Origin of the sequence: Nocardia sp. NPDC059236 (assembly GCF_042754085.1) — a bacterium.
GTDB lineage: Bacteria > Actinomycetota > Actinomycetes > Mycobacteriales > Mycobacteriaceae > Nocardia.
The window spans coordinates 245,148-271,169 of sequence record NZ_JBHZAF010000007.1; the positions used below are offsets into that span (position 1 = coordinate 245,148).

26 protein-coding genes and 1 pseudogene are annotated in these 26,022 nt (G+C 68.2%); 7 read left to right on the forward strand and 20 right to left on the reverse strand.

Annotation, left to right across the window (positions count from 1 at the left end):
- Nucleotides 1-84 precede the first annotated feature (84 nt).
- Nucleotides 85-1,161, reverse strand: a complete 1,077-nt coding sequence (gene mraY, locus ACFXIV_RS20480; protein WP_379394033.1) for a phospho-N-acetylmuramoyl-pentapeptide-transferase — start codon at nt 1,159-1,161, stop codon at nt 85-87.
- 338 nt (nt 1,162-1,499) lie between these two features.
- Between mraY and ACFXIV_RS20485 the strand changes: the two genes are divergently transcribed.
- Nucleotides 1,500-2,108: a hypothetical protein gene (locus ACFXIV_RS20485; RefSeq protein WP_379394035.1), complete on the forward strand. Its 609-nt coding sequence runs from the start codon at nt 1,500-1,502 to the stop codon at nt 2,106-2,108.
- A gap of 176 nt (nt 2,109-2,284) precedes the next feature.
- On the opposite strand, the gene ACFXIV_RS20490 is transcribed toward ACFXIV_RS20485, so the two are convergent.
- The 7 genes from ACFXIV_RS20490 to ACFXIV_RS20520 all read right to left on the reverse strand — a co-directional run bounded on the left by ACFXIV_RS20490 (nt 2,285) and on the right by ACFXIV_RS20520 (nt 10,220).
- Nucleotides 2,285-3,730, reverse strand: coding sequence for an amino acid permease (locus ACFXIV_RS20490; RefSeq protein WP_379394037.1), 1,446 nt, complete (start codon nt 3,728-3,730; stop codon nt 2,285-2,287).
- Between the two features lie 82 nt (nt 3,731-3,812).
- The gene (locus tag ACFXIV_RS20495) at nt 3,813-4,814 is read right to left on the reverse strand and encodes a proline racemase family protein (RefSeq protein WP_379394039.1); all 1,002 of its coding nucleotides are present in this window, start codon (nt 4,812-4,814) and stop codon (nt 3,813-3,815) included.
- Nucleotides 4,814-6,286: an FAD-dependent oxidoreductase gene (locus ACFXIV_RS20500; RefSeq protein WP_379394041.1), complete on the reverse strand. Its 1,473-nt coding sequence runs from the start codon at nt 6,284-6,286 to the stop codon at nt 4,814-4,816. The genes ACFXIV_RS20495 and ACFXIV_RS20500 overlap by 1 nt, the downstream gene beginning before the upstream one ends.
- Nucleotides 6,283-6,597 carry a (2Fe-2S)-binding protein gene (locus ACFXIV_RS20505; protein WP_379394043.1) on the reverse strand — a complete coding sequence of 105 codons (315 nt, stop codon included), beginning with the start codon at nt 6,595-6,597 and terminating at the stop codon, nt 6,283-6,285. Before ACFXIV_RS20505 ends, ACFXIV_RS20500 begins: the two co-directional genes overlap by 4 nt.
- Entirely contained in the window at nt 6,594-7,814 is a 1,221-nt protein-coding gene (locus ACFXIV_RS20510; RefSeq protein ID WP_379394045.1) for an NAD(P)/FAD-dependent oxidoreductase, read from the reverse strand. The genes ACFXIV_RS20505 and ACFXIV_RS20510 overlap by 4 nt, the downstream gene beginning before the upstream one ends.
- Complete coding sequence (locus tag ACFXIV_RS20515; protein WP_379394047.1) at nt 7,811-9,274, reverse strand: aldehyde dehydrogenase family protein; 1,464 nt, start codon at nt 9,272-9,274, stop codon at nt 7,811-7,813. Before ACFXIV_RS20515 ends, ACFXIV_RS20510 begins: the two co-directional genes overlap by 4 nt.
- Before the next feature lie 34 nt (nt 9,275-9,308).
- The gene (locus ACFXIV_RS20520) at nt 9,309-10,220 is read right to left on the reverse strand and encodes a dihydrodipicolinate synthase family protein (RefSeq protein ID WP_379394049.1); all 912 of its coding nucleotides are present in this window, start codon (nt 10,218-10,220) and stop codon (nt 9,309-9,311) included.
- Nucleotides 10,221-10,391: 171 nt separating this feature from the next.
- On the opposite strand from ACFXIV_RS20520, the gene ACFXIV_RS20525 reads away from it, so the two are divergent.
- The gene (locus tag ACFXIV_RS20525) at nt 10,392-11,753 is read left to right on the forward strand and encodes an MFS transporter (protein WP_379394051.1); all 1,362 of its coding nucleotides are present in this window, start codon (nt 10,392-10,394) and stop codon (nt 11,751-11,753) included.
- 119 nt (nt 11,754-11,872) lie between these two features.
- Nucleotides 11,873-12,535 carry a GntR family transcriptional regulator gene (locus ACFXIV_RS20530; RefSeq protein ID WP_379394053.1) on the forward strand — a complete coding sequence of 221 codons (663 nt, stop codon included), beginning with the start codon at nt 11,873-11,875 and terminating at the stop codon, nt 12,533-12,535.
- A gap of 30 nt (nt 12,536-12,565) precedes the next feature.
- Here the strand turns inward: ACFXIV_RS20530 and rox are convergent, their stop codons facing one another.
- From rox to ACFXIV_RS20545, 3 genes are all read right to left on the reverse strand, one after another.
- Nucleotides 12,566-13,993 carry a rifampin monooxygenase gene (gene rox, locus ACFXIV_RS20535; protein WP_379394055.1) on the reverse strand — a complete coding sequence of 476 codons (1,428 nt, stop codon included), beginning with the start codon at nt 13,991-13,993 and terminating at the stop codon, nt 12,566-12,568.
- A 149-nt stretch (nt 13,994-14,142) separates the two neighbouring features.
- Nucleotides 14,143-14,346 (reverse strand): alpha/beta fold hydrolase, encoded by a 204-nt coding sequence (locus ACFXIV_RS20540; RefSeq protein ID WP_379394057.1) that lies wholly within the window; start codon nt 14,344-14,346, stop codon nt 14,143-14,145.
- Between the two features lie 231 nt (nt 14,347-14,577).
- Nucleotides 14,578-14,871, reverse strand: a complete 294-nt coding sequence (locus ACFXIV_RS20545) for an alpha/beta fold hydrolase (protein WP_379394059.1) — start codon at nt 14,869-14,871, stop codon at nt 14,578-14,580.
- Between the two features lie 363 nt (nt 14,872-15,234).
- Here ACFXIV_RS20545 and ACFXIV_RS20550 point away from each other — a divergent pair.
- Nucleotides 15,235-15,408: pseudogene (locus ACFXIV_RS20550) on the forward strand (helix-turn-helix domain-containing protein); the annotation flags it as partial.
- A 287-nt stretch (nt 15,409-15,695) separates the two neighbouring features.
- On the forward strand, nt 15,696-18,092 hold the full coding sequence (locus tag ACFXIV_RS20555; protein ID WP_379394061.1) for an ATP-binding protein: 2,397 nt from the start codon (nt 15,696-15,698) through the stop codon (nt 18,090-18,092).
- Nucleotides 18,093-18,256: 164 nt separating this feature from the next.
- On the opposite strand, the gene ACFXIV_RS20560 is transcribed toward ACFXIV_RS20555, so the two are convergent.
- Nucleotides 18,257-18,469 carry a hypothetical protein gene (locus ACFXIV_RS20560; RefSeq protein WP_379394063.1) on the reverse strand — a complete coding sequence of 71 codons (213 nt, stop codon included), beginning with the start codon at nt 18,467-18,469 and terminating at the stop codon, nt 18,257-18,259.
- 15 nt (nt 18,470-18,484) lie between these two features.
- Nucleotides 18,485-18,961, reverse strand: a complete 477-nt coding sequence (locus tag ACFXIV_RS20565; RefSeq protein ID WP_379394065.1) for a hypothetical protein — start codon at nt 18,959-18,961, stop codon at nt 18,485-18,487.
- A gap of 376 nt (nt 18,962-19,337) precedes the next feature.
- Here ACFXIV_RS20565 and ACFXIV_RS20570 point away from each other — a divergent pair, with 376 nt between their 5' ends.
- Nucleotides 19,338-20,216, forward strand: a complete 879-nt coding sequence (locus ACFXIV_RS20570) for a helix-turn-helix domain-containing protein (protein ID WP_379394067.1) — start codon at nt 19,338-19,340, stop codon at nt 20,214-20,216.
- The gene (locus ACFXIV_RS20575; RefSeq protein WP_379394069.1) at nt 20,213-20,425 is read left to right on the forward strand and encodes a DUF397 domain-containing protein; all 213 of its coding nucleotides are present in this window, start codon (nt 20,213-20,215) and stop codon (nt 20,423-20,425) included. The genes ACFXIV_RS20570 and ACFXIV_RS20575 overlap by 4 nt, the downstream gene beginning before the upstream one ends.
- A gap of 69 nt (nt 20,426-20,494) precedes the next feature.
- Here the strand turns inward: ACFXIV_RS20575 and ACFXIV_RS20580 are convergent, their stop codons facing one another.
- From ACFXIV_RS20580 to ACFXIV_RS20610, 7 genes are all read right to left on the reverse strand, one after another.
- Nucleotides 20,495-20,827, reverse strand: coding sequence for a hemophore-related protein (locus tag ACFXIV_RS20580; RefSeq protein ID WP_379394071.1), 333 nt, complete (start codon nt 20,825-20,827; stop codon nt 20,495-20,497).
- A 128-nt stretch (nt 20,828-20,955) separates the two neighbouring features.
- Nucleotides 20,956-22,317 carry a sensor histidine kinase gene (locus ACFXIV_RS20585; RefSeq protein WP_379394073.1) on the reverse strand — a complete coding sequence of 454 codons (1,362 nt, stop codon included), beginning with the start codon at nt 22,315-22,317 and terminating at the stop codon, nt 20,956-20,958.
- Nucleotides 22,314-22,985: a response regulator transcription factor gene (locus ACFXIV_RS20590; RefSeq protein ID WP_379379768.1), complete on the reverse strand. Its 672-nt coding sequence runs from the start codon at nt 22,983-22,985 to the stop codon at nt 22,314-22,316. Before ACFXIV_RS20590 ends, ACFXIV_RS20585 begins: the two co-directional genes overlap by 4 nt.
- Nucleotides 22,986-23,044: 59 nt before the next feature.
- The gene (locus ACFXIV_RS20595) at nt 23,045-23,467 is read right to left on the reverse strand and encodes a CBS domain-containing protein (protein ID WP_354833756.1); all 423 of its coding nucleotides are present in this window, start codon (nt 23,465-23,467) and stop codon (nt 23,045-23,047) included.
- A gap of 50 nt (nt 23,468-23,517) precedes the next feature.
- Nucleotides 23,518-24,228: an ABC transporter permease gene (locus tag ACFXIV_RS20600; protein WP_379394075.1), complete on the reverse strand. Its 711-nt coding sequence runs from the start codon at nt 24,226-24,228 to the stop codon at nt 23,518-23,520.
- On the reverse strand, nt 24,225-24,866 hold the full coding sequence (locus tag ACFXIV_RS20605; protein WP_379394077.1) for an ABC transporter permease: 642 nt from the start codon (nt 24,864-24,866) through the stop codon (nt 24,225-24,227). Before ACFXIV_RS20605 ends, ACFXIV_RS20600 begins: the two co-directional genes overlap by 4 nt.
- On the reverse strand, nt 24,863-26,008 hold the full coding sequence (locus ACFXIV_RS20610) for an ABC transporter ATP-binding protein (RefSeq protein ID WP_379394079.1): 1,146 nt from the start codon (nt 26,006-26,008) through the stop codon (nt 24,863-24,865). The genes ACFXIV_RS20605 and ACFXIV_RS20610 overlap by 4 nt, the downstream gene beginning before the upstream one ends.
- Between the last annotated feature and the right edge of the window lie 14 nt (nt 26,009-26,022).

The window sequence follows — 26,022 nt, forward strand, 5'->3', positions numbered from 1 at the left end:
AAATGATCTCCGCCCGTGGATCTTCGGGTGTGCCGCGTGGCCGGTCCGAACAGCGCGCGGCGCGGCAGTTGCGGACGTTTTTCACTATCGGGTGGCTGCGAGGTGTTCTCCGTAGAACAGCATCAGGCCGGTAGCTGCGGAAATTGCTGTGAGCAGCCAGAATCGGATGGATACCGTGGTCTCGGGCCAGCTGCTGAGTTCGAAGTGGTGGTGCATCGGGGCTATGCGGAACAGGCGGCGGCGAGTGGTCCGGAAGACGACGATCTGCAACAGAACCGAGAGGATCTCGGCGCAGAACAATGCACCGATCACGACCATGAGCAGTTCGGTGCGGGTCGTGATGGACAGCCCGGCCAGCAGCCCACCCAACGCCAGCGATCCGGTATCGCCCATGAAGATCTTCGCCGGTGCCGCGTTCCACCACAGGAACCCGACGCAGGCCCCGCCCGCCGCAGCGCTGACCAGGGCCAGATCGAGCGGGTCGCGAACCGTGTAGCAGCCCGCACCGGGGCGTGTCGTGCACGCGTTGGTGTACTGCCAGAACGTGATCAGCACATAGGCGCCCAGAGTCAGGCCCATCGATCCCGCGGCCAGGCCGTCGAGCCCGTCGGTGATGTTCACCGCGTTCGACCACGCGACCACCATGATGCACACCGCCAGCAGGAACAACGCCGGGACGAACGACAGCCAGCCGACATCGCGCAGGATCGACAAGTGCCTGCTGGCCGGGGTCAGTCCGGTGCTATCGGGGAAACGCAGTGCCAGCACACCGAAAATGATCGCGGCACCGAATTGGCCGACGTACTTGCCGCGGGCGGTCAGCCCGAGATTGCGCCGCTTATAGAGTTTGATGAAATCGTCGAGAAATCCGACCACACCCAGCGCGGTGGCCAGACCCAGAACCAGCAGTCCGGAGGCGGTGACTCCGGATGCGTTGTAGCGCAAGCCGATCAGATGCGAGCCCAGGTAACCCGCCCACATGCCGATCACGATCGCGATCCCGCCCATGGTGGGCGTTCCGCGTTTGGCTTGGTGGCTGCTGGGTCCTTCGGCGCGGATCTCCTGACCGAGTTTCTTCCGGGTGAACAACCGGATCAACAGCGGCGTCAACGTGATCGACACTGCCAGAGCGATCATCGCCGCGAACAGGATCTGCCTCATCTGCCCCCCCTGCGAGCCTGCGCATCGCGGCCCGCCGCATCGACACAACTCGAACGGTCAGATGTTAGCCAAGCACACGATTGAGAGTGACCGCTGCGTGCGTGGCGCACGGTATTCGGTAGAAAGAGGATGTCCTGGGCCGTATTTGGTCTCGTTGCCGGTCGCGCCCGCTCTGTCCGATTCGGACCGCGCGAAATGCGGCTTCTCGGCCGGTCGCATGGGAAACGGGAGTGCAGCGACTTCGAACTGCGTGTGGCGTACCACACACCATTGAATTCGACGTCTAAGGTTCTGACTCGGTCCGCCCATCAGGGGTAGCTGAGTGGAGGGTTCGACGAATGACGTTCGGGAAAATCACCGCTGTCGTTTTCATGGCAATCTCGGCCGTGGGTATCAGTGCGGCGACCGCTCATGCAGAGCCGGCCCTAACGGAACAGCCGACTGCGGAGGACACGACTTCCGGTGTGGATCATGGCATCAATTACCAGATCACCGTTTCGCCAGTCGACAAGGCAGTTGTCGCCACTGTCGAGAATGGCAAGTTCGAGGTCGCGCAGAACGGTGCGGTGGTGCTCGAGTCCGGCGATGGAGCGGCGGTGACCGAAGTGCCGCAATCGCTCGCGGTCGACGGGCGTTCGATCGCGATTGCGCAGCACATCGGTGCGGACGGCCGCACCGTGACGCTGACGCCGACTCCGACGGCAGAAGATATTGCGCAACTGAAGGACATCAACTCCTACGACCGGCTCAAGGAGCAGGTCAACAAGAACCTGCCCGGCATCGCCGTCGGCGCCATCGTGGGCGGCATCCTCGGGGCGATGATTCCCCTGATCTGGGGTCTCAGCATCCCCGTGGGTGCGCTGATCGGTGCAACCGTCGGCGGATACGTCATGGGTGGCCCGGACTTCATCGACGCCGTACAGGGGTGGGTCACCAACCAGCCGTGATCACGGGCAGGTGAAATAGCGGCCAACCGGTCGATTCGGGCAGCCGCAGCCCCGAAGCGCTCGACCCTGACCAGGTGCGGTGATGGATTGCCGACGGCCGGCCACCGCGGAGTCGGCGGATCCACGAGTCGCCCACGGGCAGTTGTCCCGTGGGCGACGCTGTGCTGTGGCGGGGCTCAGTCCTCGATCGGCACCGGGGCGGTGTCGATCCCGGTCCGGTTCAGCGTCGAGTTGCGGTAGCCGAAGGTGGCGTAGAGGGCGAGACCGAGGAGCAGCCAGACGACGAAGCGGATCCAGGTGACGATGTCGAGGTGGCTGATGAGCCAGATCGAGAAGCCGATGCCGATGAGGGGGACGACCGGCACCCAAGGGGTGCGGAAGGTGCGGTCAGCGTCGGGGCGGGTGCGGCGCAGGCGCATGATGCCGAGCGCCACCACGATGAAGGCCATGAGGATGCCGACGTTGGTGAGTTCGGCGGCCTCGCGGATCGGGAGGAAGCCGGCGATGAGCGCGGAGACGACGCCGACCGGCCAGATGACGCGAGTGGGCACCTTGCGTTCGCCGGTCTTGCCGAAGTAGTTGGGCAGCAGGCCGTCTCGGCTCATGGCGAAGCCGACGCGGGTGACGGCGAGCATATTGGCGAACGCGGAGGTGGTGACGCCGACGACCGCGCCGACCGCGATGACCAGGCCCAGGATGCCCATGCCCACGGTGTCGAAGGCGCTGGAGAACGGCGCGGCCACATCGATCTCGGTGTAGTTCACCATGCCGACGATGACCAGGCACACCAGCAGGTAGACGACCGAGGCGATGCCGAGACTGATCAGGATGGCCTTGGGCAGCAGCTTCTTGCCGTCCTTGGATTCCTCGGCGGCCGCGCTCATGGCGTCGTAACCGTAGACCGCGAAGAACGCCAGTGCCGCACCGGAAACCGCGCCGCCGACCCCGAACGGGAAGAACGGCGTGTAGTTGCCCGCCTTGATGTGGAACGCGCCGGCGACGACGACAATGGCCACGATCAACACCTTCACCGCCACCAATCCCGTTTGCACACGGGCGGATTCACGGGTACCACGCGAGAGCAGATAGGCCAGCAGCAGGCAGAGAACGACCGCGAACAGGTCGATCTTGCGGCCCTCGCCGGTGCCGGGCGCGCCGAGCGCCCAGGTCGGCAGATCGAATCCGATGTAATGGGTGATGTAGTTCAGGTAGCCCGAGACCGCGATCGCCACCACCGACACGATGGCGGTGTACTCGAGCAGCAGATCCCAGCCGATCATGAATCCGATGATCTCGCCCAGCGCCACATACGAATACGTGTAAGCCGAACCGGCTTTCGGCACCATGCCCGCGAATTCGGCGTAGCAGAGTCCCGCCGCGCCGGAAGCCACGACCGCGATGGCGAAGGAGATCAGCACGGCCGGACCCGCCACCTGGTTGGCCACGACACCGGCCAGGGAGAACACTCCCGCGCCGACCAGACCGCCCAGGCTCAGCGCGACCAGTTGCCACAGGCCCATGCTCTTGGTGAAATCGCCGGAATCGGCATCGGTGACGGGCATTCGCCGCATGACTCCGGCGAGGGTGATGGGCGGGCGTGGGCGGCGGGTGACGACAGACATTGTCGCGCCTTTCAGGTGGTGATTCTTCAACTAGGGGTGGTGGACGGCGGGGGAGTCGCGAGCCTCAGAAGACGAAGCCCTCTCAGAAGACGAAGCCCTCGGGGAACGGATCGGCCGGGTCGAGCAGGTAATTGGCCGTGCCGGTCAACCACGCGCGACCGGTGATCTCCGGCACCACGGCGGGATGTCCGGCGACGCTGACGGTCTCGACCGCGCGGGCGTGGAAGGTGGTGCCGATGAACGAGTCGTTGCGCAGCACTTGCCCATCGGAGAGCAGACCGCGGGCGTGCTGGCGGGCCAGCAGCGCGGAGGTGCCGGTGCCGCAGGGCGAGCGGTCGAACCAGCCCGGGTGGATGGCCATGGCATTGCGGGTGTGCGCGGGTTCGGAGGCCGGATCCAGGAACAGGACGTGCTTGCATCCGCCGATCCGCTCGTCCTCCAGATGCACCGGACGCTGGAATTCATTGACGGCGGCCATGATTCGCAGGCCGGCGTCGAGGATCCGATCCTGTTGGGCGCGGTCGAACGGTATCCCGAGCTTGCCGAGATCGACGATGGCGTAGAAGTTTCCACCGTAGGCCATGTCGTAGCGGACTGTGCCGATCCCGGGCACCTCCACCTCGTTGTCGAGGCTGTCGCAGTAGGCCGGGACATTGCGCAGCGCCACCGAATCGGCATGGCCCGCCGTGATATTCACGGTCGCGACGACGCGTCCGGCGGGAGTGTCCAGGCGGATCTCGGTGACCGGTTCGGTCACCGGCACCATGCCCGCCTCCACCAGCGCGGTCGCCACGCCGATGGTCCCGTGCCCGCACATCGGCAGCAGCCCGCTCACCTCGATGAACAGCACCCCGTAGTGCCCGTCGGCGGTGGTGGCCGGTTGCAGGATGGCCCCGCTCATCGACGCGTGCCCGCGCGGCTCGTTGACCAGGAATTTCCGCAGGCCGTCCAGATTCTCGAGGAAGTAGTCGCGCCGATCGGCCATGGTGTCACCCGGAATCGGACCGACCCCGCCGGTGACCACCCGGGTGGGCATACCCTCGGTGTGAGTGTCGATGGCGGAGATGATTCTGCTGCTGTGCATCAGGATTGCCCTTCGGTGTCGAGTTCGGCGAGTTCGCGCAATCGCACGACGGCGGCCAGCGGACGCCAGGCGGGAGTGGCGGCGGCCAGGCCGGAGGGAGCGAGATCCGCTGTGCCGTAGCCGCATTGGCTGCCAAGGGCCGGATCGCCGGTACCGGCGGACTGCGCGGCGCGCAGGGCGGCGACGGCGGTCCCGCAGATGCGGCCCTGGCACGGCCCGAGCCCTGCGCGGGTGGCCAGTTTGGCGGCCCGGTAGCTCTCGCCCGCAGCGCACGCCCAGGCCGTGGTCAGCTCCTTCCGGGTGGTGTTCTCGCACCGGCAGATCACGGTTTCGGGGCGGGACCAGGCCACCGCCTCGGTGCCGATCGGATGCGCGGCGGCGAGCCGGGCGATGAACCGCCGGGCGGTGCGGTGGCGGGTGCGCAGGCCGCGTTCGGCGCTCGGATCGCCACCCGCGGCCGCGATCCCGGCGACGACGCCCTCGACCGCCGCGACCTGCGCCCCGCCGATTCCGGTGAGTTCACCTGCCGCCCAGACCATGTCGGCGCTCGTCCGCTGATCCCGGTCGACGCTGACGAACCCGTCGGCGGTCAGGCGCGCGCCCGCGGCCACCGCGAGTTCGTGCTGCGGGGTGAAGCCGTGCGAGACCGCGACCGCGTCCACCGCGATGGTCGTATGGCTACCCGGCACCGGTGCCCAGTGTTCGTCGAGCCGGGCCACGGTCGCCTCTTCGACCCGGCCGTCGCCCGCGACGGCGACCACCGCGGTCGAGGTGCGCACCGGAATTCGATGGCGCAGACCGGAACCCGCGTACTCGATCAGTTCGGCCGCCTTGCCGGCACTGTGTCGCAGCTCCCACGGCCGGGCGGCCCAGTGCCGCAGGATCGCCCGGGCCGGATTGGCCTCGAGCACCGCCCGGACCCGCGCGCCGCCATCGGCCAGGGAGTGGGCGACCGGGAGCAGGAACGGCCCGGTGCCCGACACCAGCACGGACCGCCCGATGAGCAGCCGCTGGGTTTTCGCGAGGGTCTGCGCGGCCCCGCCGGTGTAGACGCCGGGCAGATCCCAGCCGGGGAACGGGCACACGCGGTCGTAGGCTCCGGTCGCGATGATCAGCGCGTCCCCGCGCACCGCCCGATGCGTACGGAGATCACCCTCGAGGCCGATGAGCAATCGCACTGTGGGACAACCGCCCTCGGGGTGGCGTTCGAGGTGGTACACCGCCGCCCGGGCCAGATACTCGCAGCGCGGATGCTCGGCCAGGAGCCGGGCCCGGCGCTCGGCGGCCGCGTACCCGTGCCCGATGGCCAGCGGCCGGCGGACTCCGTAGGCCGCGGGTATGCGGCGGTTGTACTGGCCGCCGAGCGCCTCGTTGGAGTCGATCAGCGTCACCGTCGCGCCGTGCCGCAGCGCCGCTTCGGCGGCCGCCGTGCCCGCCGGACCACCGCCGATGACCACCACGTGCCGGTTCATCGCTCGCTCCCGCCCGCTCGGCTCTGACTGGTGACGGTGTCGCCGTCGCGCGCCGGGCGGCGGCACAGGCGCACGTCCGGCACGCCGTTGACGGTCGCCACGCAGTCGAAGCAGACGCCGATACCGCAGAACACGCCGCGGCCACCGCCGTCGCGCGCGGTGCGCCAGTGTGTGCGCCCGGCGGCGAGCAGCACCGTGGCCAGGGTCTGACCGTGCACACCCGCCACCTCGACGCCGTCGGCGCGGATGGTCAGCGGCCGGTCCGCACGGCCGAGGCGGTCGCGGTCCGGGGGAATCAGATTGGGGCTCATGGTGAGACGTACTCCGTGCTCGAGGTGATGACCGCCGGTCGGTCGACGGTGAAGGCCGCGATGTCGACCTCGTCGGGCCGGCCGGTGAGGGCGGAGGCGACCAGCTGCGCGGTGCCGGGCGCGAGCCCGATGCCCGCGCCCTCGTGGCCGGTCGCGTGCCACAGTCCGGGCAGGCGCGGATCCGGGCCGATCACCGGGAGGTGGTCGTCGACGTAGGGACGGAAACCGCCATAGGCGCGCATGATCGCGACGTCCGCCAGCATCGGGAACAGGCGCAGTGCCTTGCGCGCGATGGCGGCGAGGCTGTCGGGGCGGATCCGGTCGTCGAATCCGGCCTGCCGCCGCGAGGATCCGATCAGCAGCGGGCCACCCCGGGTGGACTCCACCACCGCCGAGGATTGCAGCGCGGTATCCGAACTGCCCACCGCGCCGACGTAATCCGCGTCGTAGACCTTGTGGAAGACGGTCGGCGGCAGCGGAGCGGTGATCAGCACATCGCCGCGGCGCGGTTTGACCGCGATCGGCGCGCCCAGCACCGCCGCCACCGGACCCGACCACGGCCCGGCGGCATTGATCACCACATCGGCGAACCGGTCGCCGCGCGTGGTCCGCACGCCCAGCAGCCGATCGCCGCTGACGATCGAACCGGTGACAGCGCACCGGGTTTCGACGATCGCCCCGTCCGCGGTCGCGGCGGCGAGCAGTGCCGAGGCCGCGCCGACCGGCTGGACCTGCGCGTCGTCGGGGTAGTGGACCGCGCCGCTCACCTCGGTGGTGAGCGCCGGCTCGGCCGCCGCGAGTGCGGCCGCGTCGAGATCGGCGCAGTGCACACCGACCGCGCGCTGGCCGTCGGCGAAGGCGGCGAGTGCGGACGCACCCGCGTCGGTGGTCGCTACGACGATGCCACCCTTGGGTTCCCACTCGACGGCCGCGACCGCACGGGGCAGCCGGTCGGCGATGCGCGCGAGCGTCTCGGGCCACAGCCGCCGCGACAGTCGCGCCAGCTCCAGCTCCGGACCGGGGCCCTTGTCCGAGACCAGCACGTTGCCCTCGCCGTGCGCCGTGGTCCCGGATGCCACCTCGCCCGCCTCACAGATCCGCACCGACAGGCCCGCCACGGCGAGCCGGTCGGCGAGCGCGCAGCCGATCACGCCGCCGCCGATGATCAGCACATCGGTCCCCCTCACGGACGATGTGCCGGACGTGTCGAATGTCATTGCGCCCGTGCCCCGTTCACCGATCGAGGCACACCCAGCGGATTGTCGTCGCGCAATTCCGGCGGCAACAGCTCCGGCGGCACCGACTGGAACACCACCGGACGCAGGAACCGGGCGATCGAGGCGGTGCCCACCGAGGTCGATGCGGGCGCGGTGGTCGCCGGATACGGCCCGCCGTGCTGCTGCGCGTAGGTCACCGACAGGCCGGTGGGCCAGCTGTTCCACAACACCCGGCCCGCCGCGCCCGCCGCCTCGGCGAGCAGGGCGCGAGCGGTGCCGTCGGCCTGGTCGCCGAAGACCGAGACCGTCAGCTGCCCGCTCACCGCGCGGGCCAGCTCGAGCAGTTCGGCGGTCTCCCGATAGGTCACCACCAGTGCTGCGGGGCCGAACATCTCGTGTATCAGCGTTTCCGGATCGGCGAGCACCTCCTGGGCGGTGGTGGTCAGCAGCAGGGTGCGCCCCGCCGCGCCGCCGCTCAGGATCCGCACCCGCGGGTGCGTGCGCAATTGTTCGACGGCCCCGACGAATCCGGCCTCGATCGCGGCATTGAGCATGTCGCCGGTCGGCTCGGGCGCCGACCGGGCCAGTTCGGCGAGCAGCGGCGACCCGTCCGGGACCGCGATGATCCCCGGCTTGGTGCACAGCTGCCCGGCACTGGCCGACAGCGTGCCCAGCAGTCCGGCGGCGATCTCGGCGGCCCGTGATCCCGCGGCCGAAGCGGTGACGAAAACTGGATTGACGGAACCCAATTCACCGTAGAAGGGAATCGGCACCGGTCGCGCGGCGGCGATGTCGAACAGTGCGCGCCCGCCCCGGGTGGAGCCGGTGAACGCGGCCGCGGTGACGGCGGTGTGGGTCAGCACTCGCACGCCCGCGTCGACACCGAACACCAGGCCGAAAGTTCCGCTCGGAGCCTGGTTTTCGGCCAGCGCCTCGGTGACGATCGCGCCGACCGCGCGTGACAGCAATGGATGGCCCGGGCTGGCCTTGACGATGACCGGGCACCCGGCGGCCAGCGCGGCGGCCGTATCGCCACCCGCGACGGAGAAGGCGAAGGGGAAATTGCTCGCCGCGAAATTGACGACCGGGCCGAGTGGAATGTTCATCCGGCGCAGATCCGGGCGCGGCGCACCCATCGGCCACTCGTTGTCGGCGGTGTCGATGCGCACGTCGAGGTAGCCGCCGTCGCGCACGGTCTCGGCGAACAGGCGCAGCTGAAACGTGGTGCGCCGCAGCTCGCCGGTCAGCCGCGCCTCGCTCAACCGGGTTTCGTTCCGCGCCACGGCGATCAGCTCCGCGGCGCGGGCGTCGAGCCGGTCGGCGAGGTCGGTCAGCGCCCGAGCGCGACCGGCCGCACCCAGCGCCGCCCACGCCGGGGCGGCCGCGGCCGCGGCGGCGACCGTGGCGTCGACCTCGGCCGCCGTGGTGTCGGCGATCGATCCGGCTGTCGTGTCGATCATCGTGTTGTCCTCGTTTCCCGAATTCGCCTGTGGATTACCGGTAACCCTTGGCCAGCACCGCCGTGGTGTCGGCGGTGATCTGGGCGGTCAGCCCGGGGGCGAGCGGAATCCGCGGCGGCCGGCACGCGCCGCCGGGTCGCCCGGCCAGGTCCATCGACAGCTTGATGGCGTGGACGAATTCGGTTTTGGAGTCCCAGCGCAGCAGCGGATGCAGTTCCCGGTACAGCGGCAGGGCCTTGTCCAGATCGCGGTTGACCGCCGCGTTGTACAGCTCCACGGTCACCTGCGGAATGGCGTTGGGATAGCCGGCCACCCAGCCGACCGCGCCCGCGATGCCCAGTTCCAGCACCACGTCGTCGGAGCCGATCAGCACGTCGAGTTCCGGTGCCAGTTCCTTGATTTCGTAGAAACGCCGGACATCGCCGGTGAACTCCTTGACGCCGACGATCAGCCCCTCGGCGTGCAGTTCGGCCAGCAGGTCCGGGGTGAGGTCGATGCGGGTGTCGATCGGATTGTTGTAGGCCACGACGGGTAGACCGACCGCAGCCACCGTCCGATAGTGATCGAGAACGACCTCCCGATTGCCCCGATAGATGTTGGGCGGCAACAGCATGACGCACTGGGCGCCGGCCTCGGCGGCCTGCTCGGCCCATTTACGCGCTTGCAGCGCGCCGTAGGCGGCGATGCCGGGCATGACCGTGAAGCCTTGCGGCGCGGCCTCGATGGCGGTGGTTACCACCCGGGCGCGTTCGGTGTCGTCGAGGGTCTGGTACTCCCCGAGCGAGCCGTTGGGGCTCACGCCGTGGCAGCCGTTGGCCGCCAGCCACCGTACGTGCTCGGCGTAGGCGTCGTAGTCGACCGAGAGATCCTCGGTGAACGGCAGGGTGGTCGCGACGATCACCCCGTGCCAGGGCATGTTCGCCGGCGACGTGGTGGTTTCGGACATGTGAGCCTCCATCGGGTGAGAGTCCGGGGAGAGCGCCCCGGCCGCCTGTCACCATGTGACGTGTGACATTGCACTGACCGTAAGCGATGGAGTCATACCCGGTCAACCACTTGCGTGATCGAGGTCACCACCCTATGGTGCAATGTCACACATCACAGGTGAAGGTGGCGCATGACCGCAGTTGACGACTCCGCGACAGCACGGCAATCCGATCCGGGCACGACTACCCCACCGACCGCACTGCGCCGGATCGTGGCCGCGGCCATGGTCGGCGCGGTCGCCGAGTGGTACGAATTCTTCCTCTACGGCACCGCATCCGCGCTGGTCTTCGGGGAGGTGTTCTTCCGCTCCAGCGGCAATGCCGTCGACGGGATCATCGCCGCCTTCGCGCTCTACGCCGTCGGGTTCCTGGCCCGGCCCTTCGGCGGAATCCTGTTCGGGCACTTCGGAGATCGCGTCGGACGCAAGGCGTTGCTGCAGCTGAGCCTGGTCGTGGTGGGCATCACCACGTTCCTGATGGGCTGCCTGCCCACCTTCGCCGCCCTCGGCTACTGGGCCCCGGTGCTGCTGGTGACCCTGCGCCTGATCCAGGGCTTCGCGTTCGGCGGCGAATGGGGCGGGGCGGTGCTGCTGGTCAGCGAGCACAGCCCCGACCATCGGCGTGGGTTCTGGGCGAGCTGGCCGCAGTCGGGCGTGCCGCTGGGCAATGTCCTGGCGACCGTGGTCATGCTGGTGCTGTCGGCGAATCTGTCCGACGCGCAGTTTCTTTCGTGGGGCTGGCGGATCGGCTTCTGGCTGTCGGCCGTGGTCGTGCTGATCGGCTACTGGGTGCGCTCCAGCGTCGACGACGCACCGATCTTCCGCGAGGCGCAGCAGCGGTTGGACGCGGACCGGCGCCACGCGCTCGGCATCGTCGAAGTACTGCGCCATCACTGGCGACAGGTGCTGATCGGCATCGGCGCGCGCTTCGCAGAGAACATTCTCTACTACCTCGTGGTGACCTTCTCGATCACTTACCTCAAACTCGCCGTGCACGTGGACACCGCGCCGATCCTGGCGCTCATGCTGGTGGCGCACCTGTTGCACTTCTTCATGATTCCGGCGGCGGGCCTGCTGTCGGATGTGATCGGGCGGCGGCCGGTCTATCTCACCGGGGCCGTGCTCACCGCCGGCTGGGGCTTCCTGGCCTTCCCGATGATGGACACCGGGAACTACGCCGTCATCATCGTGGCCATCACCCTCGGTCTGGCCGTCGAATCCCTCACCTACGCACCGTATTCCGCGCTCATGACCGAGATGTTCCCGACGCATGTGCGATATACGGCCCTGTCGTTCTGCTATCAGGTCGCGCCGATTCTGGCCGGATCGCTGGCCCCGCTGATCGCCATCAGCCTGTTCGACCGCTTCCACAGCTCGGTGCCGATCTCGCTGTATCTGATTGTGGCCGCGGCGATCTCGGTGCTGGCGGTCGGGCCGGCGAAGGAGACCGCCGGCAAGTCGCTGCGGTCGGTCGATGCCGAGGCCGCGCGATGAGGACGCCTGCGCCGACCGCGGGCCGGGTGTCGCGGGCGGCGACGGCTATGCCACGTGACATGGCATAGAATGTCGTGAACCGATCGAATCCATCGATCACGGGCAGGGGAGCCGACCACGTGAGTATCGACCAGTTCACCCAGGTGGAGAAGGTCAGCCTGCGCGAGAAGGTCTCGCGGGCACTGCGCGCGGCCATCATCGCCGGTGAAATGGAGCCCGGCGTGGTGTATTCCGCACCCACGCTCGGCGCGCGGTTCGGAGTGTCGGCCACCCCGGTCCGCGAGGCCATGCAGGATCTGGCCCGGGAGAACCTCATCTCGATTGTGCCCAACAAGGGATTCCGGGTCACCGAGGTGGCCGAGAAGGACCTCGACGACATCACCCGCATCCGGCTGCTGCTGGAACCGCCGGTGGTCCGGGAGGTCACCCCGCTGATTCCCGAATCGGATATGCCGCACCTGCGCGCGCTCGCCGAGAAGATCGTCGAAGGCGCCGAAAGCGGAGACCTGGTGGAATACACGGCGGCCGACCAGATCTTCCATCTGACCCTGCTCGGCTACGCCGACAACCCGCGCCTCAACGACCTGGTCTCCGACCTGCGGGACCACACCCGCCTGTTCGGCCTCGCCTCCCTGGCCCAGAAAGGCGAACTGGTCGACGTCGCCCGCGAGCATCTCACCATCGTCGACCTGCTCGAATCCCGCGATCAGGACGCCGTCGAACACTTCCTGCGCGATCACATCCAGCAGGCCCGCGGCCGCTGGGCGAAGCCCCAGGAGTAGCCCACCGGGCTTTCGGCCGCTCGGCTGAAATCAGTTGGTGGGCTTGCCGAACCAGCGGGCGAGGTGGTCGTTCAGGTCCTGCTGGTTCTCGCCGATCCAGGCGATGTGGCCGTCGGGGCGGAGCAGGATGGCCGGAAGATCCAGTGCCGCAGTGGGATCCGCGATGAGGTCGACTCGGTCCGACCAGCCCTCGACGGTCAGGCGTTCGGTGCGGTCGAGTACCAGGCCGCGGCCCCGATGTAGTCGGTCGTAGAGGCGGCCCTGTTTCAGGTCGATATCGCGCAGCCGGCGGCCGAGCAGGTCGGGGCCGTCGCCGAAGTCGTAGCGGATGTCGATCGCGGTGATCTTCTCGGTCAGATGGCGGTTCACCTCGTCGAAGTCCATCAGTTCGGTGAGCAGCCTGCGCACGGCCTGCGGGCCCGGTTCGGTGGACAGCAGTTCCATCTGGGCGCGGGTGTTGTCCAGTACGTCTTCGGCGACCGGATGACGTTCGGTCTGGTAGGTGTCCAGCAATGTTTCCGGCGCCCAGCCGCGGATCTCTGCGGCCAGTTTCCAGCCGAGGTTGAACGCGTCCTGAACGCCCAGGTTGAGGCCCTGACCGCCGGTGGGCGGATGGATGTGCGCCGCATCGCCGGCCAGCAGCACCCGACCGACCCGATAGCGCTCGGCCAGCCGGGTGGCATCCCCGAAGCGGGACAACCAGCGCGGGGAGTGCACGCCGAAATCGGTTCCGGCGATGTCACGCAACCCTTGTTTGAAATCCTCGAGGGTGGGTGGTTCCGCGCGATCCTCGCTGACTCCCTTGGTCGGGACGACGACGCGATAGATCCCTTCGCCGAAGGGCCCGAGACTGAATACCTTATTGGTCTCGCGGATTTCGGTGACCTTGGCGGCGATTTCCTCCTGCGGCACACCCACTTCCATCTCGCCCATCAGCGTCTCGGTCCGTGCGGGCTCGCCGGGGAAGCCGACGCCGAGCAGTTTGCGCACCGTACTGCGCGCGCCGTCACAGCCGACGAGGTAACGCGACCGCAGCCGCTCCCCGTCGGCCAGCTCGACGGTCACACCTTCGTCGTCCTGCTCGAAACCGGCCACCGCACAACCGCTCCGGACCTGCGCACCCAGTGCGATCGCATGTTCTTCGAGCAGATGATTGACGACCGGCTGCGGGATGCCCAGCAGATAGGCGTGCGCGGAATCCAGTCCCTCGGGAGCGGGTTTGGGGATGGCGGCGAAGATACCGCCGACCGGACGCGGTCTTCCGCGTTCGAGAATGCGATCCAGCAGTCCGCGCATCGCCATCAGCTCGATACTGCGAATATGCAGACCGACTATGCGCACGAACGATATGGGCTCAGGTTCCTTCTCCAGCACGAGTACCCGCACATCGTGCAGTCGCAGTTCGGCGGCCAGCATCGCACCGGTCGGCCCGCACCCGGCAATGATCACATCGAACATGAACCACCCATTCGCCTGGTTCTCTCCCACCCAGTCGCCGCTGATTCAGCATTTCCGCAGGTCCTGGATCGGCCGCCTATTGTGCGGCACCCCGGATCTTGCCGCAATCGATTTATGTCGAACGGGGAGGGGAGTGTGTCGTGGGGTTGTCAGGAGAGGAAGTGCTGTAGTTCCGCCGCGACGAACTGGGGGTTCTCTTCGACGAGCCAGTGCCCTGCGTGTGGCACATCTACCGCGCGCACGATGTTGGTTATGCGCGGTGCGACGGTCGTTCGGATCGCGTCGAGTTGGCCCTGAGCGGTCATGAGGAGGGTCGGGACGGGAGTTGGTGTTGCTGCCACGGTGTCGCGCACGTCTTTGTCCAGGGCGCGGTAGAGGTCGAAGCCGCCTGCCAGTTTCTCGGGCCGACTGTATGTTCTTGCGTACTCGTCGATTTCGGCGTCGGTGAAGGGCGATCGGTCCGAGGCGCCGCCGAATGCCGTGCCGCCGAAGGAGACCTGCGGGTAGAACAGGGCCAGGTACTCGCGGACGTGGTCGCCGACGACCGTTTCGGGGACTCGCCGCTGGGAGTGAAAGGCGATGTGCTAGCTCAATGAGCGGTAGGTCGGCGCGTCGATCGCGGGCCCGGGTAGCGGTAGGTCGAGGTAGCCGAGGCGCGCGGTGTCGGCGGGGTACTGGGCGGCGTACTCGAAGGCCACCGCGGCGCCGAAGTCGTGCCCGACAACGCGGGCATCCCGCACTCCGAGCCGATCGGCGATGAGGGCGTGCACATACCGGGACAGGGTGGCCTTGTCGTAGCCGGTCGGTGAGCCGGTGCTGTCGCCCAGTCCGGGGAGGTCGACGGCGTAGACGGTATGGCCTTCGGCGAGTGCCGGCATGATCGGCCACCAGCCGTACCAGGTCTGCGGCCAACCGTGGATAGCACCACCGGCGAGCCGCTGCCACCGGTCACATAGTGCATACGGACACCATCGACGTCGGCGAACTCGTGCCGGAAGGTGCTCTCGAACGCGGGGTCGCCCTGGGTGGCGACAGCGTAGGGGGCGACAGCGGGGGCGGCCGGAGAACAGGCCGCCGCGCCCATCGTGATCAGCAGGGCGAGCGCGGCGACCGCCACCGCGCGGGCCCGCGGGGTGTCCTTGCGGCGTGTTCGGCGCTTCGCAGTGCTGGCGTTCATCGGGGACTCCTTCGGTCGGGGCGCGCCCAGTCTCGCCGCGGCCACCAGGATCTGGCACGCAATCTTGCGGTTCCGGCAAGATGGCCGCGTGGATCACGAAATCGACGATGTGCTCGACGCAGTGGGACCGAGACTGCGTGCGCTGCGCCGTGCCCGCGGGATCACCCTCGCCGACCTCTCGGCGCGGACCGGGGTGTCGGAGAGCACGCTGTCCCGGCTGGAGAGTGGGCAGCGCCGCGCGAGAACCGTTGACCGCCAACGGATCTTCTCGAGCCAACAGCGGACGTTCAGGGCCGTTGTGCGGAACACGGCCATGCCGACATCGGTGGTGAAGACCTTGGATATCGACGCATGGGATTGCTTCCCGGTGTTCGCGGCCGGCGGGGAGGCACCCGTGGATAGCCGTGCCCCAACCGTCGAATAGCTGGATGTCCGCTCGTCATGGGCGATAGGCTGGGCACCGTCGAAAGGTGAGTTGATCATGTCCGGTGCTCACAGCAATACCGAGAGGATTGCGCGCGGCTGATGATCGACGACGCCGCGAACCACACCCGCCGTGACGTGAGCATGACGGTAGCGGAGGAGTTGCGTGCGTTCGGAACCTCGTCGCGAACCATAGGACGCAGCGGCAACGTGCTGCCCGAGCTGACCAGCTTCGTCAACAGGCGCGCCGAGCTGACCGAGCTCAAGCACCTGCTGACCGCGTCGAGGCTGGTGACGCTGGCCGGGATGGGCGGCGTGGGCAAGACCCGGCTGGCGCTGCAGGCGGCCTCGGCTGTTCGATGCGATTTCGCCGATGGGGTGTGGGCGATCGATCTGGCCGACGTGCGCGATCCGACGCTGGTGGCTCCCATCGTCGCTGCCGCGCTGGGCGTGCGGGTCGATTCGGCCCGGCCGGTCCACGACACGCTGGTCGAGTTTCTGCGATCCCGTGAAACCCTGCTCGTCGTAGACAATTGCGAGCAGGTTACCGAGTCCATGGCAAGCCTGGCCGTGACGCTGTTGTCGGAGTGTGCGGGATTGCGGATCCTGGTCACCAGCCGCGAGCCGCTGGATATCGGCGGCGAAGCGGTGCGGCGGCTGTCGCCGCTGAGCGTTCCTGCCGCCGGCCGCGAGCCGACGCTGCGAGAGCTGCGCAAATACGATGCGGTGATGCTGTTCGCCGATCGCGCCGCGGCGGTCGTGCCCGGATTCGCGCTGACCGAGGAGAACAAAGCCGCAGTGGTCGGGATCTGTTCCCGGCTGGACGGGTTGCCACTGGCGATCGAACTCGCGGCAGCTCGGATGCGCACCATGTCGCCGGACCAGATTCTGCAGCGGCTCACCGACCGGTTCGCGCTGCTCACCCGGGGCCACCGCACCGCGCCGACACGACAGCAGGCCCTGCGGTATTGCATCGACTGGAGCTATCAGCTGTGCACCCCGGCCGAGCAGCGGCTGTGGGCCCGGTTGTCGGTGTTCGCCGGTGGTTTCGAACTCGACGCCGTCGAGGCGGTGTGCGGCGCCGATGCCGAGGCGGCAGAGCTGCTCGATGTGCTGTCCTGGCTGGTGGACAAATCGGTTGTGATCAGGGAAGAACCCGAGGGCGCGGTCCGCTTCCGGATGCTCGACACCGTGCGGGCCTACGGGCAGGACAAGCTGCGGGAGGCCGGCGCGGACGAGGATCTGCAGCGTCGGCACCGGGACTGGTACCGACAGCTGGTGCTCGATGCCGAGGCCGACTTGATCAGCGACCGGCAACTCGACTGGATGGCCCGGCTCGACCGCGAGCAGGGGAACATCCGTGCGGTGCTCGAATTCTGCATGTCCGACCAGACCGAGCAGTCAGCCGAAGCGGGGCTGCGCATCACCGCCGCGTCCTTCGTGTTCTGGAGTTTCCGTGGCTTGTTCGGTGAAGGCCGCCGCTGGCTCGACCGCACCCTGGCCCATCCCTGCGCACGTTCGACAACCGACCAGGTCCGGGCGTTGCACGCCAGCGTCTTCATGGCCACGCGGCAATGGGACCTCGAGACGGCAGCCACCCTGCTCGCGCAGGGGCGTGTGCTCGCCGAGCGCGATCCCACGCCCATGAATCAGGCGCTGATCTCCTATGCGGAGGGTGATCTGGCTCTCTACCTCAATGAGACCGCGCGCGCGGTGTCGTGTATCGATCGAGCCATCGAGGTGCTGAGCTCCGACCCGCGAGGATGTCTGCACGTTGTTGCGCTGCTGTTGCTCGGTGTGGCGTACGCGCAGCAGGGCGACACCGAGCGGGCGGCCGAGTGCCATCAGCGGATCCTGGCCATCACCGAGGCGTGCGGCGAGTCGTTGTTCCGGTCGACCGTGCTGGGGATGACCGGGATCGCGGCGTGGCAGCAGGGTGAGAACTCCCGCGCTCAGGATTTGCTGCGGGAATCGCTGCGGCTCAACCAGTGCATGCGCAGCCTTCTCGTCGCGGCGCTCGATCTCGAGGTGCTGGCGTGGATCGCGGCCGGCACCGACGACCAGCGATCCGCCGTGCTGATGGGCGCCGCGGCGAACATGATGCAGACCGCCCCCGGCGCGGCGATCTACTTCCCGCAGATGGTCGAGGCCCACCTCGACTGCGAGCGTGTCGTGCGTCGCGCGCTCGGTGCAGCGCGCTTCGATGCGGCGTGGCGACGCGGCCACGCAATGAGAATCAACGCCGTGGTCGCCTACGCGCTGAACGAAGAACAACCGGCCGCCACACCGTCCGCCGGCGGGACGACATTGACCAAACGTGAACGTCAGGTGGCGGACCTGGTCGCCGAAGGGCTCACCAACAAGCAGATAGCATCCCGGCTGGTGATCTCGCAGCGCACCGCAGATGCCCACGTCGAGCACATCCTGACCAAGCTCGGGTTCACTTCTCGCGCTCAGATCGCGGCGTGGATCGTGGACGCGGCCCGGCGCGAGAGCTGATCGCGTGCCCGCTGCTGAGGCGCACCGGGTTCAACAGATGGGTGCGAGGGCGTCGAGTCGGAGCCGTGGCTCATGCACCAGCCTTTGGAGTGCATGAATTGCGTTTGCCGACAACGCAAATCGCAGTAGATAGAAGAGTTCTGGGGTGGCGGCCGGCCGGGTTGTCATGGTGTGGTCGTGAGCTGGGTCGCCAATCGGGCGGCCTCGCGTCTCGAGGCCTCGGCCACGCGCTTTTCGCCTTCGATGCGGGCTCGGATTGCGGCGACCGAGCGGTGGTCGGGGATGCGTGGGCTGGGGAGGTATCGTCGGCTGGTCTGCGCGAGATGCCATGCGAGGAACATGAAAGTAGTTGCGGTGGTGATGATTTCGGTGACCATGATGTCCTCTCCTGGCTAGGCGGGGTAGGTGCGGGGAATGTCGCGGAGCACGATGCGGATCGCTCGTAGGACCGCCGTGATGGGCTGGAGCCTCTCCGACTGCGGGTATCTGAACCAGTGGGGCTCGGGTCCGCTGGGCGGGAGCGTGGAGGGGAGGGTGATTTGCCTTCCCGGCGGCAGGAACTCGCACTGCGCGCGACGGCGGAGATCGGCGGCGCAGCCGGTCATGTCGAGCGGGCTCGGGGCGGCCAGCAGGATCAAGCCGCCGCTGGCGGTGCCCTCGTCCAGGATCGGCGCGACCTTCTTGCTCCAGAACAGTTCATCGTCGATCAGCGCCGCCAGGCCGCTCGGCGCATTGATCGCGCTGACATCGCTGGTGGACAGCGTGATTCGGGTGCCCGATACCCGACAGGGCAGACCGTAGAGCTCCCGGTACAGCCACACCTGCCGTTCGCCCGGACTCTCACCGGTCATGCCTGCGCATGTGGGCATCGGCTCGCACCTTCCTCGAGATACTTGCGGGCACTCTCCGAGCGCGGGCACGGCGGTTCGCAGGTGGCGTGGATTACCAGAATCCCTTCGGCGCGTTGGCGACTGACCGGCCAGATGCGGTCGTTGTGACAACCGTCGGCGACCCATCCTCCGACCGTTTGCGGGTAGGTGACCATCTGAAGTCCTCTCGGCGGCGTCGTGGTCTGCCTCGAAGCTCACTCCTGTTCCGGCGGCATGAAAACTGAAAACTGGAAATCCAGATCGAGTTTTCTGTTTCCCCAGCGCGCGTCCCGAAGTCGGTGGGACGATTTTCTCGATCCTGAAATCAAGGCCCGCGAAATCTGGGAACTGCGACGGCATCAGAACGGGAAAACCCATGCCCGAGAACACGAGTACCCTCACGCGCCGCCAGTTGGGGCGGTACCTGCGCGAAGCGCGGGAGTCGGCGAAGTTGACTCTGAGTCAGGCGGCGAAGGTCATGGAGTGGGGCACAAGCACTCTCCAGCGGATGGAGGTCGGCGAAACGGCCAAGATTCGCATACACGACCTGGACAAGCTGATCAGTCTGTACGAGGTCGACGACCACTGGGCGGTCACCCTGCGTGCCATGGCGCAGCAGGCGGCAGTCAAGAGCTGGTATCACGAGTTCGGTTCGGTTATCCCCGAAGACTTCCGGCTGTATGTCGACATGGAATACAACGCCCGGATAGTGACGTCGTTCCAGCCGGATCTGGTACCTGGCCTGCTCCAGACTCGTCCCTATGCGCGGGTCCTGACCAGCGACGCCTATCCCGATGACGACGAAGCCAAGCTCGGCGGCAGACTCGAGTTGAAGGCCCGGCGACAACGCGCGATCACCCGTGATGTCAACCCGATCCAGTTCAACGTCATCCTCGGAGAAACTGTGTTGCGCAGAGTCATCGGAGGACCGAAGGTAATGGCAAACCAGCTCGAGTACCTCGCCACAGCCAGCACCCGGCCCAACGTCTCCCTCCGGGTCCTTCCGTTCTCCGCGGGAATGCCGACGGGTCGTCAGACCGGTCCATTCGTGATCCTCGAGGCGAAGCTCGACAGCCGAGGCGATCCGGCCGAGCCGCCGACCGTGTACGGAGAGGGGTTCTCGACGGACATGTACACGGAGAAGTCGGACATCGTTGAAAGCTACGCATCCGCCTTCAGAATTCTCCAGCGAGCAGCGTTGGACGAGATGAGCAGCAGGCAACTGGTGCGCAATGCAGTAAGGGAGTTTTTGTGAACGACGAACTACGCGAAGCACTTTGGTTCAAGAGCAGCAAGAGCGGCGGCGGCAAGGAGTGCGTCGAGGCCGCGTTCCTGGTCGGGGGCCGGGTCGGTGTCCGTGACTCCAAGCATCCCGCCGGGCCGGCGCATGTCTTCACCGCCGGTCAGTGGGATGTGTTCGTGGGCGCGGTCATCGCGGGGAAGTTCGACCTGTCCCGCGTTTGATCGATCGGAAGCGCGCCGAAATGCGCACGGGGCCCGGTCATTTCGACCGGGCCCGTACGTGGTGACCGCTTACTGGTGGCGTCCGCAGGCCTTGTGATAGTCGATCACGGCCTGGCGGGCGGCCTTCAGGTCCTGCGCCTCCTGCGGGTTGGCCTGCCGCCACGCCTGCCGTTCGGCGCGGCGCTGGTCCTTGGGCAGGGTCTTCACCTTGGCGATCTCGGCGGCCACATCCGGGTGTTGCGCCAGGTAGGCGGCCACCTTGGGGGCGGCGTCCGCGCGGGCCGCGGCGGCGGCCTGCGGGCTGCACTGCGGCGTGTCGGCGGAGGCGGTGCCCGGCACGGCCAGGGCGATGGCGGCCGCTCCGGCGGCGCCGACCAGGGCCGCGGCAAGGGTGCGTTTCATTCTCACTCCAGGTTCGTGGGTTGTGGTCCCCACCGAATCTGCCCGCGAAAGCTGAAGGCGGCCTGAATCGGCCGGCCATCTTCAGGTGATCTTCAGCCACATCCCGGCAACCTCGGCAACCCCGGTGATCACGGGCGAGCCGGCGGTGCGCTGCGGGGCAGGCGGAGGACGAAGACGGCTCCGGTCGTGCCGGGGGCGGGGTCGGCGCAAGTCAGGTCGCCGCCGTGCGCCCGGGCCAGACCGCGCGCGATGGCCAGGCCCAGACCCGAACCGTCCGGGCGATGGTGGCGGGCATGGTCGAGACGGACCAGGCGGTCGAAGATACGCTCGCGATCCCCGGCCGGAATGCCGGGGCCGCTGTCGGAGACGACGACGTCGACGGCATCGGCATGCGCGCGCAGCTCGACGGTGACGCTGCCGTCGTCCTTCATGGCCTGGCAGGCGTTGCTGCACAGGTTGGTCAGGATCTGGGTGATGCGCTCGGGATCGGCGGGCACGGTGGCCGCCTCGCCGGTGAGCCGGAATTCGGTGTGCGGGTGCAGCATTCGCATACGGTCGAGATGCGTGGCGGTCAGCTCGTACAGGTCCACCGGTTCGAGCCGGAGCTGCAGGCCGGCGTCGATGCGGGCCAGGTCCAGCAGGTCGTCGACCAGGCGGCCCGCGCGCTGGGTCTCACGAACGAGGAGCAGCAGCATGCGCTGGCGGTCCTCGGGATCGGTGTCCGCGGGCTGCTGGAACACCGCCTCGGCCAGCGAGCGCACGCCGGTGATGGGGGTGCGCAGTTCGTGGGCGGCGTCGCCGACGAACACCCGGATGCGCTGCTCGGAGGCGCGGGCGCGGGCCTCGGCGGCGGCGGTGTCGCGCAGCGCGCCCTCCAGGGCATCCAGCATCTCGTCGAAAGCGGCTGCGGTGCGGCCCAATTCGGTATCGGTGCGGGATGGTTCGAGGCGGCGGCCGAGGTGGCCGTGCGCGATATCGCGGGCCAGCCGGGTCATGGCGTCCAGGGGCGCGAGCGCACGGCGCACCCCGAGCCAGAGCCCGAGCGAGATCACCGCGATGGCACCGGTGGTGGCCAGCGCCAGCAGCAGTCCCAGCCGCGACTGCACCCGGGCGATCAGCGGCGTGTCCACCTGCAGGGTGAGCCGGCCGTCGTTGAGCGTCCCGGGCCCGGTGAGTTTGATGAGGCGGGTCTTGGTGGTGCTGTCCTCCGCCAGCCGGTGGTCGAGGCTGCCGAAGGCGCGTCCGTCGGGCAGCACCAGCCGGACCCGCACCGAATGCGTGTCCACCCGGGTGATCAGATCCTCCGGCGAAACCCCTTCCTGCGCGAGCTGTCTGGCCAGCTGGGCGCGGTCGGTGAGCACGGTGTTCTCGCTGCGGGTCACCACCACCCCGAACAGCGCGTGCACGCTCAGCGCGACCAGCACCAGGACGATGCCGGAAACCAGTGCGGCCGTGAGGGTTACGCGGCCGCGCAGCGAGACCGTTCTCACCGCGGTACCCGCAGCGTGTAACCGAGGCCGCGCACGGTGTGCACCACCCGCTCACCGTGTTCCTCGAGTTTGCGGCGCAGCGCGCTCACGTGCACCTCGACCAGGTTGGGGTCGTAGTCCTCGTATCCCCAGACGGCCGTGAGGATCTGGGTTTTGGTGAGCACCCGGTCCCGCTGCGCGGCCAGGTAGGCCAGCAGCTTGAATTCGGTGGCGGTCAGGGTGAGCTCGTGCCCGGCCCGCCGCGCGCCACCGGCGTCCACGTCCACCTCGAGGTCGCCGATCATGATGCGGCTCTGGAGTTTTCCCATCCGCCGCAGCAGCGCGTCCACCCGCGCCACCAGTTCGACGAGGTCGAAGGGTTTCACCACGTAGTCGTCGGAGCCGGCGCGCAGTCCGCGCACCCGGTCCTCGACGCCGTCGCGGGCGGTGAGCATGACCACGCCGGCCGCCGAGCGGGCCCGCACCGATTCCAGCAGGGCGAAGCCGTCGCGGCCGGGCAGCATCACATCGAGGACCACGACATCGGGCCGGAACTGGGCCAGGTCCTGTTCCAGCAGGCCGCCGTCCGCACGCGTGAGCACCTCGTGCCCGGCGGCGGACAGTCCGGCTCCTACCGCGGCCCGAATGGCCTCGGCATCTTCGATGACAAGAATGCGTCCCGGTTGCACCCGGCAATTCTCAGGCCTGCGCCTGTGAATCCGCTGCGAACCGGGACGCCTCCCGGGCTTTAGTGCGGGACCGCGACGGCGGTAATGAATTCCGCCAGCTTCCTGTCGTCGATGTTCTTGGCAAGGTCGGATTCACAGATCATGCCGGCCAGTTGGTTGCCCTTGCGCATATCGAGAACTGGCATGCGCTTGATCTGGTTCCGTTCCATGACGTCGAGGACGGTACTCATATCCGTGTCGACATCGACCGACCACACGCGGCCCTGGGCCAGATCACCGGCCCGGACCCGGCTGGGGTCGTGTCCCATGGCGACGCAGTGCACGACGATGTCACGGTCGGTGAGCATGCCGATCAGCGTGTCGCCCTCACAGATGGGGAGCGCGCCGACGTCCATGTTGCGCATCAGCTGAGCGGCGCGATCCAGGGTTTCATCAGCGGGGATGCATTCCGCACTCCGGTGCATGATGTCGCGAGCCTTCACTGCAACCTCCTGTCTCGGGATGGGTGTGCCAGGAGACATCGTGACCCCGATCACACCCGAAGGTCAATGCGCGTGTTTCTGAAGCGACCCGTGACCCGGCGCAACCGGCCGGTTCCCGGCACGCTCAGCCACACCACGAACGCCAGCAGACCGTCCAGAATCAGCGCCAGCGCGGCCACCAGGATCGCGCCCACGAGCACCTTGTCGTAGCGGTAGAGGCTGATGCCGTCGAAGATGTAGCGGCCCAGCCCGCCCAGGTTCACGTACGCGGCGATGGTCGCGGTCGCCACCACCTGCAGGGTGGCCGCGCGCAAGCCGCTGAGCAGCACCGGCATGGCATTGGGCAGCTCGACCCGCAGCAGCACCCGGGGCTCGCTCATGCCCACGGCCCGCGACGCATCGACCACGATCGGGTCCACATTCGCGATGCCCGCGTACGCGCCCGCCAGCAGCGGCGGAATGCCGACGGTGAGCAGCGCCAGCAGCGGCGGAGTCAGGCCCAGACCCATGAGCAGCACCACGAAGGTCAGCACGCCCAGGGTCGGCAGCGCGCGCATGGAGTTGGCGAAGCCGACGATGACGGCCGACCCGCGGCGGGTGTGCCCGATCAGCAGGCCGATCGGCACCGCGATCACGGCCGACAGGCCCACGGCCAGCAGGCTGTACCAGAGGTGTTCGAGAATGCGGCGTCCGATGCCGGCCGGGCCGGACCAGTTCGCGCCATCGGTGAGGAAGTGCCAGGCATCCAGGAAGAGGTTCATGCCGCACGCCCTTTCAGCCACGGCGTCGCCACCCGGCCGAGCAGGTACAGCAGGCGGTCAACGATCAGGGCCAGCACCAGCACCACGATGATGCCCGCGACGATCTCGTCCGGATAGTCGCGCTGATAGCCCTGGGTGAACAGCTTGCCGAGCCCGCCGACTCCGATCAGCGCGCCGACGGTCACCATCGAGATATTGGTGACGGCCACGACCCGCAGGTTGGCCATGAAAACCGGTAGGGCGAGCGGGAAGTCGACGGTGAGCACCCGCCGCCAGCGCGGGTAGCCGATGGCATCGGCGGCGTCGAGGGTGTCGGCGGGCACCGAATCCAGGGCGGTGGGGACCGCCGTGATGAGCAGCGCCACCGAGTAGATGGTCAGCGCGATAACCACATTCAGCGGATCGATGACGCCGAGGCCCAGCAGCGGCGGGAGAATGACGAACAGCGCCAGCGACGGAATCGTGTACGCGACACTGGCGGCTGTGGTGGTGACCCGCCGCAGCCAGCGCGCCCGATGCGCCAGCGCGCCCGCCGGGATCGCGATCACCAGGCCCAGCAGTAGCGGCAGCAGGGCCAGATACAGATGGGTGCGGGCGTATCCGGCGATCTCGTCGAAATTATCGATCAGGTACCTCACCGGGGCTCCTCGAAGAAGACCCGATTGCGTTCGGCCTCCTCGGCGGTGCGCTGCCGGTGCAGCTGCTCCAGCACGTCCCGCGCGTAGATCGCGCCCACCGCCGCCCCGGAATCATCCACCGCCACACCGATTTCCGACGGCGAGGAGATGGCGGAGTCGAGCGCCTGGCGCAGATCGCCGTCCTGTGGGAAGAGCGAGCCGCCCGCGGCCATGCTGTCGGTCAGCGCGTGCCCGGCGCGCACGCCCTCGACGCCGGTGGTGTCGATCCAGCCCATGGGCCGCTTGGCCCGGTCGATGACCAGCCGCCATTCGCCCAGCGCCAGCCGGACGCCGGGCACCTCCTCCGGCGTGACCGTCGAGAGTTCGTGCAGCGGAACGGTATCGGCCGCCCGGAAGGACAGCTCCCGGTAACCGCGGTCGCGGCCCACGAAGCCGGCCACGAAGTCGGTGGCGGGCTGGGCGAGCACGGTCCGCGGCACATCGTGCTGCTGGAGGTAGCCGCCCGGGCCGAAGACGGCGATGTGGTCGCCGAGCTTGATGGCCTCGTCGATGTCATGGGTGACGAAGACGATGGTCTTGTGCAGTTCGGCCTGCAGCCGGAGCATCTCGTTCTGGAGTTCGGTGCGGACCACCGGGTCGACGGCGCTGAACGGTTCGTCCATCAGCAGGATCGGCGGGTCCGCGGCCAGCGCCCGGGCCACGCCCACACGCTGCTGCTGGCCACCCGACAGCTGCGCCGGATAGCGTTGCGCCAGGCCGTGATCCAGCCCGACCCGGTCCATCACCTCGAGCGCCGCCCGGCGGGCCGCGCGACGGGACTGCCCGCGCAGCACCGGCACAGTGGCCACATTGTCGACCACGGTGCGGTGCGGCAGCAGGCCCGCGTTCTGGATCACGTAGCCGATGCCGAGTCGCAGCTCGACCGGATTGCTGCGCGAGATGTCCCGCCCGCCTACGGTGATGGTGCCCTTGGTGGGCCCGATCATGCGGTTGATCATGCGCATGGAGGTGGTCTTGCCGCAGCCGGACGGCCCGACGAACACGGTGAACGACCCGGATTCGATGCGCAGGTCGAGGTCGTGGACGGCGGTGGTGCCGTCCGGATACGTCTTGCTGACGCCGGTGAATTCGATGTCGGACACCGTGTTCGGCCCTC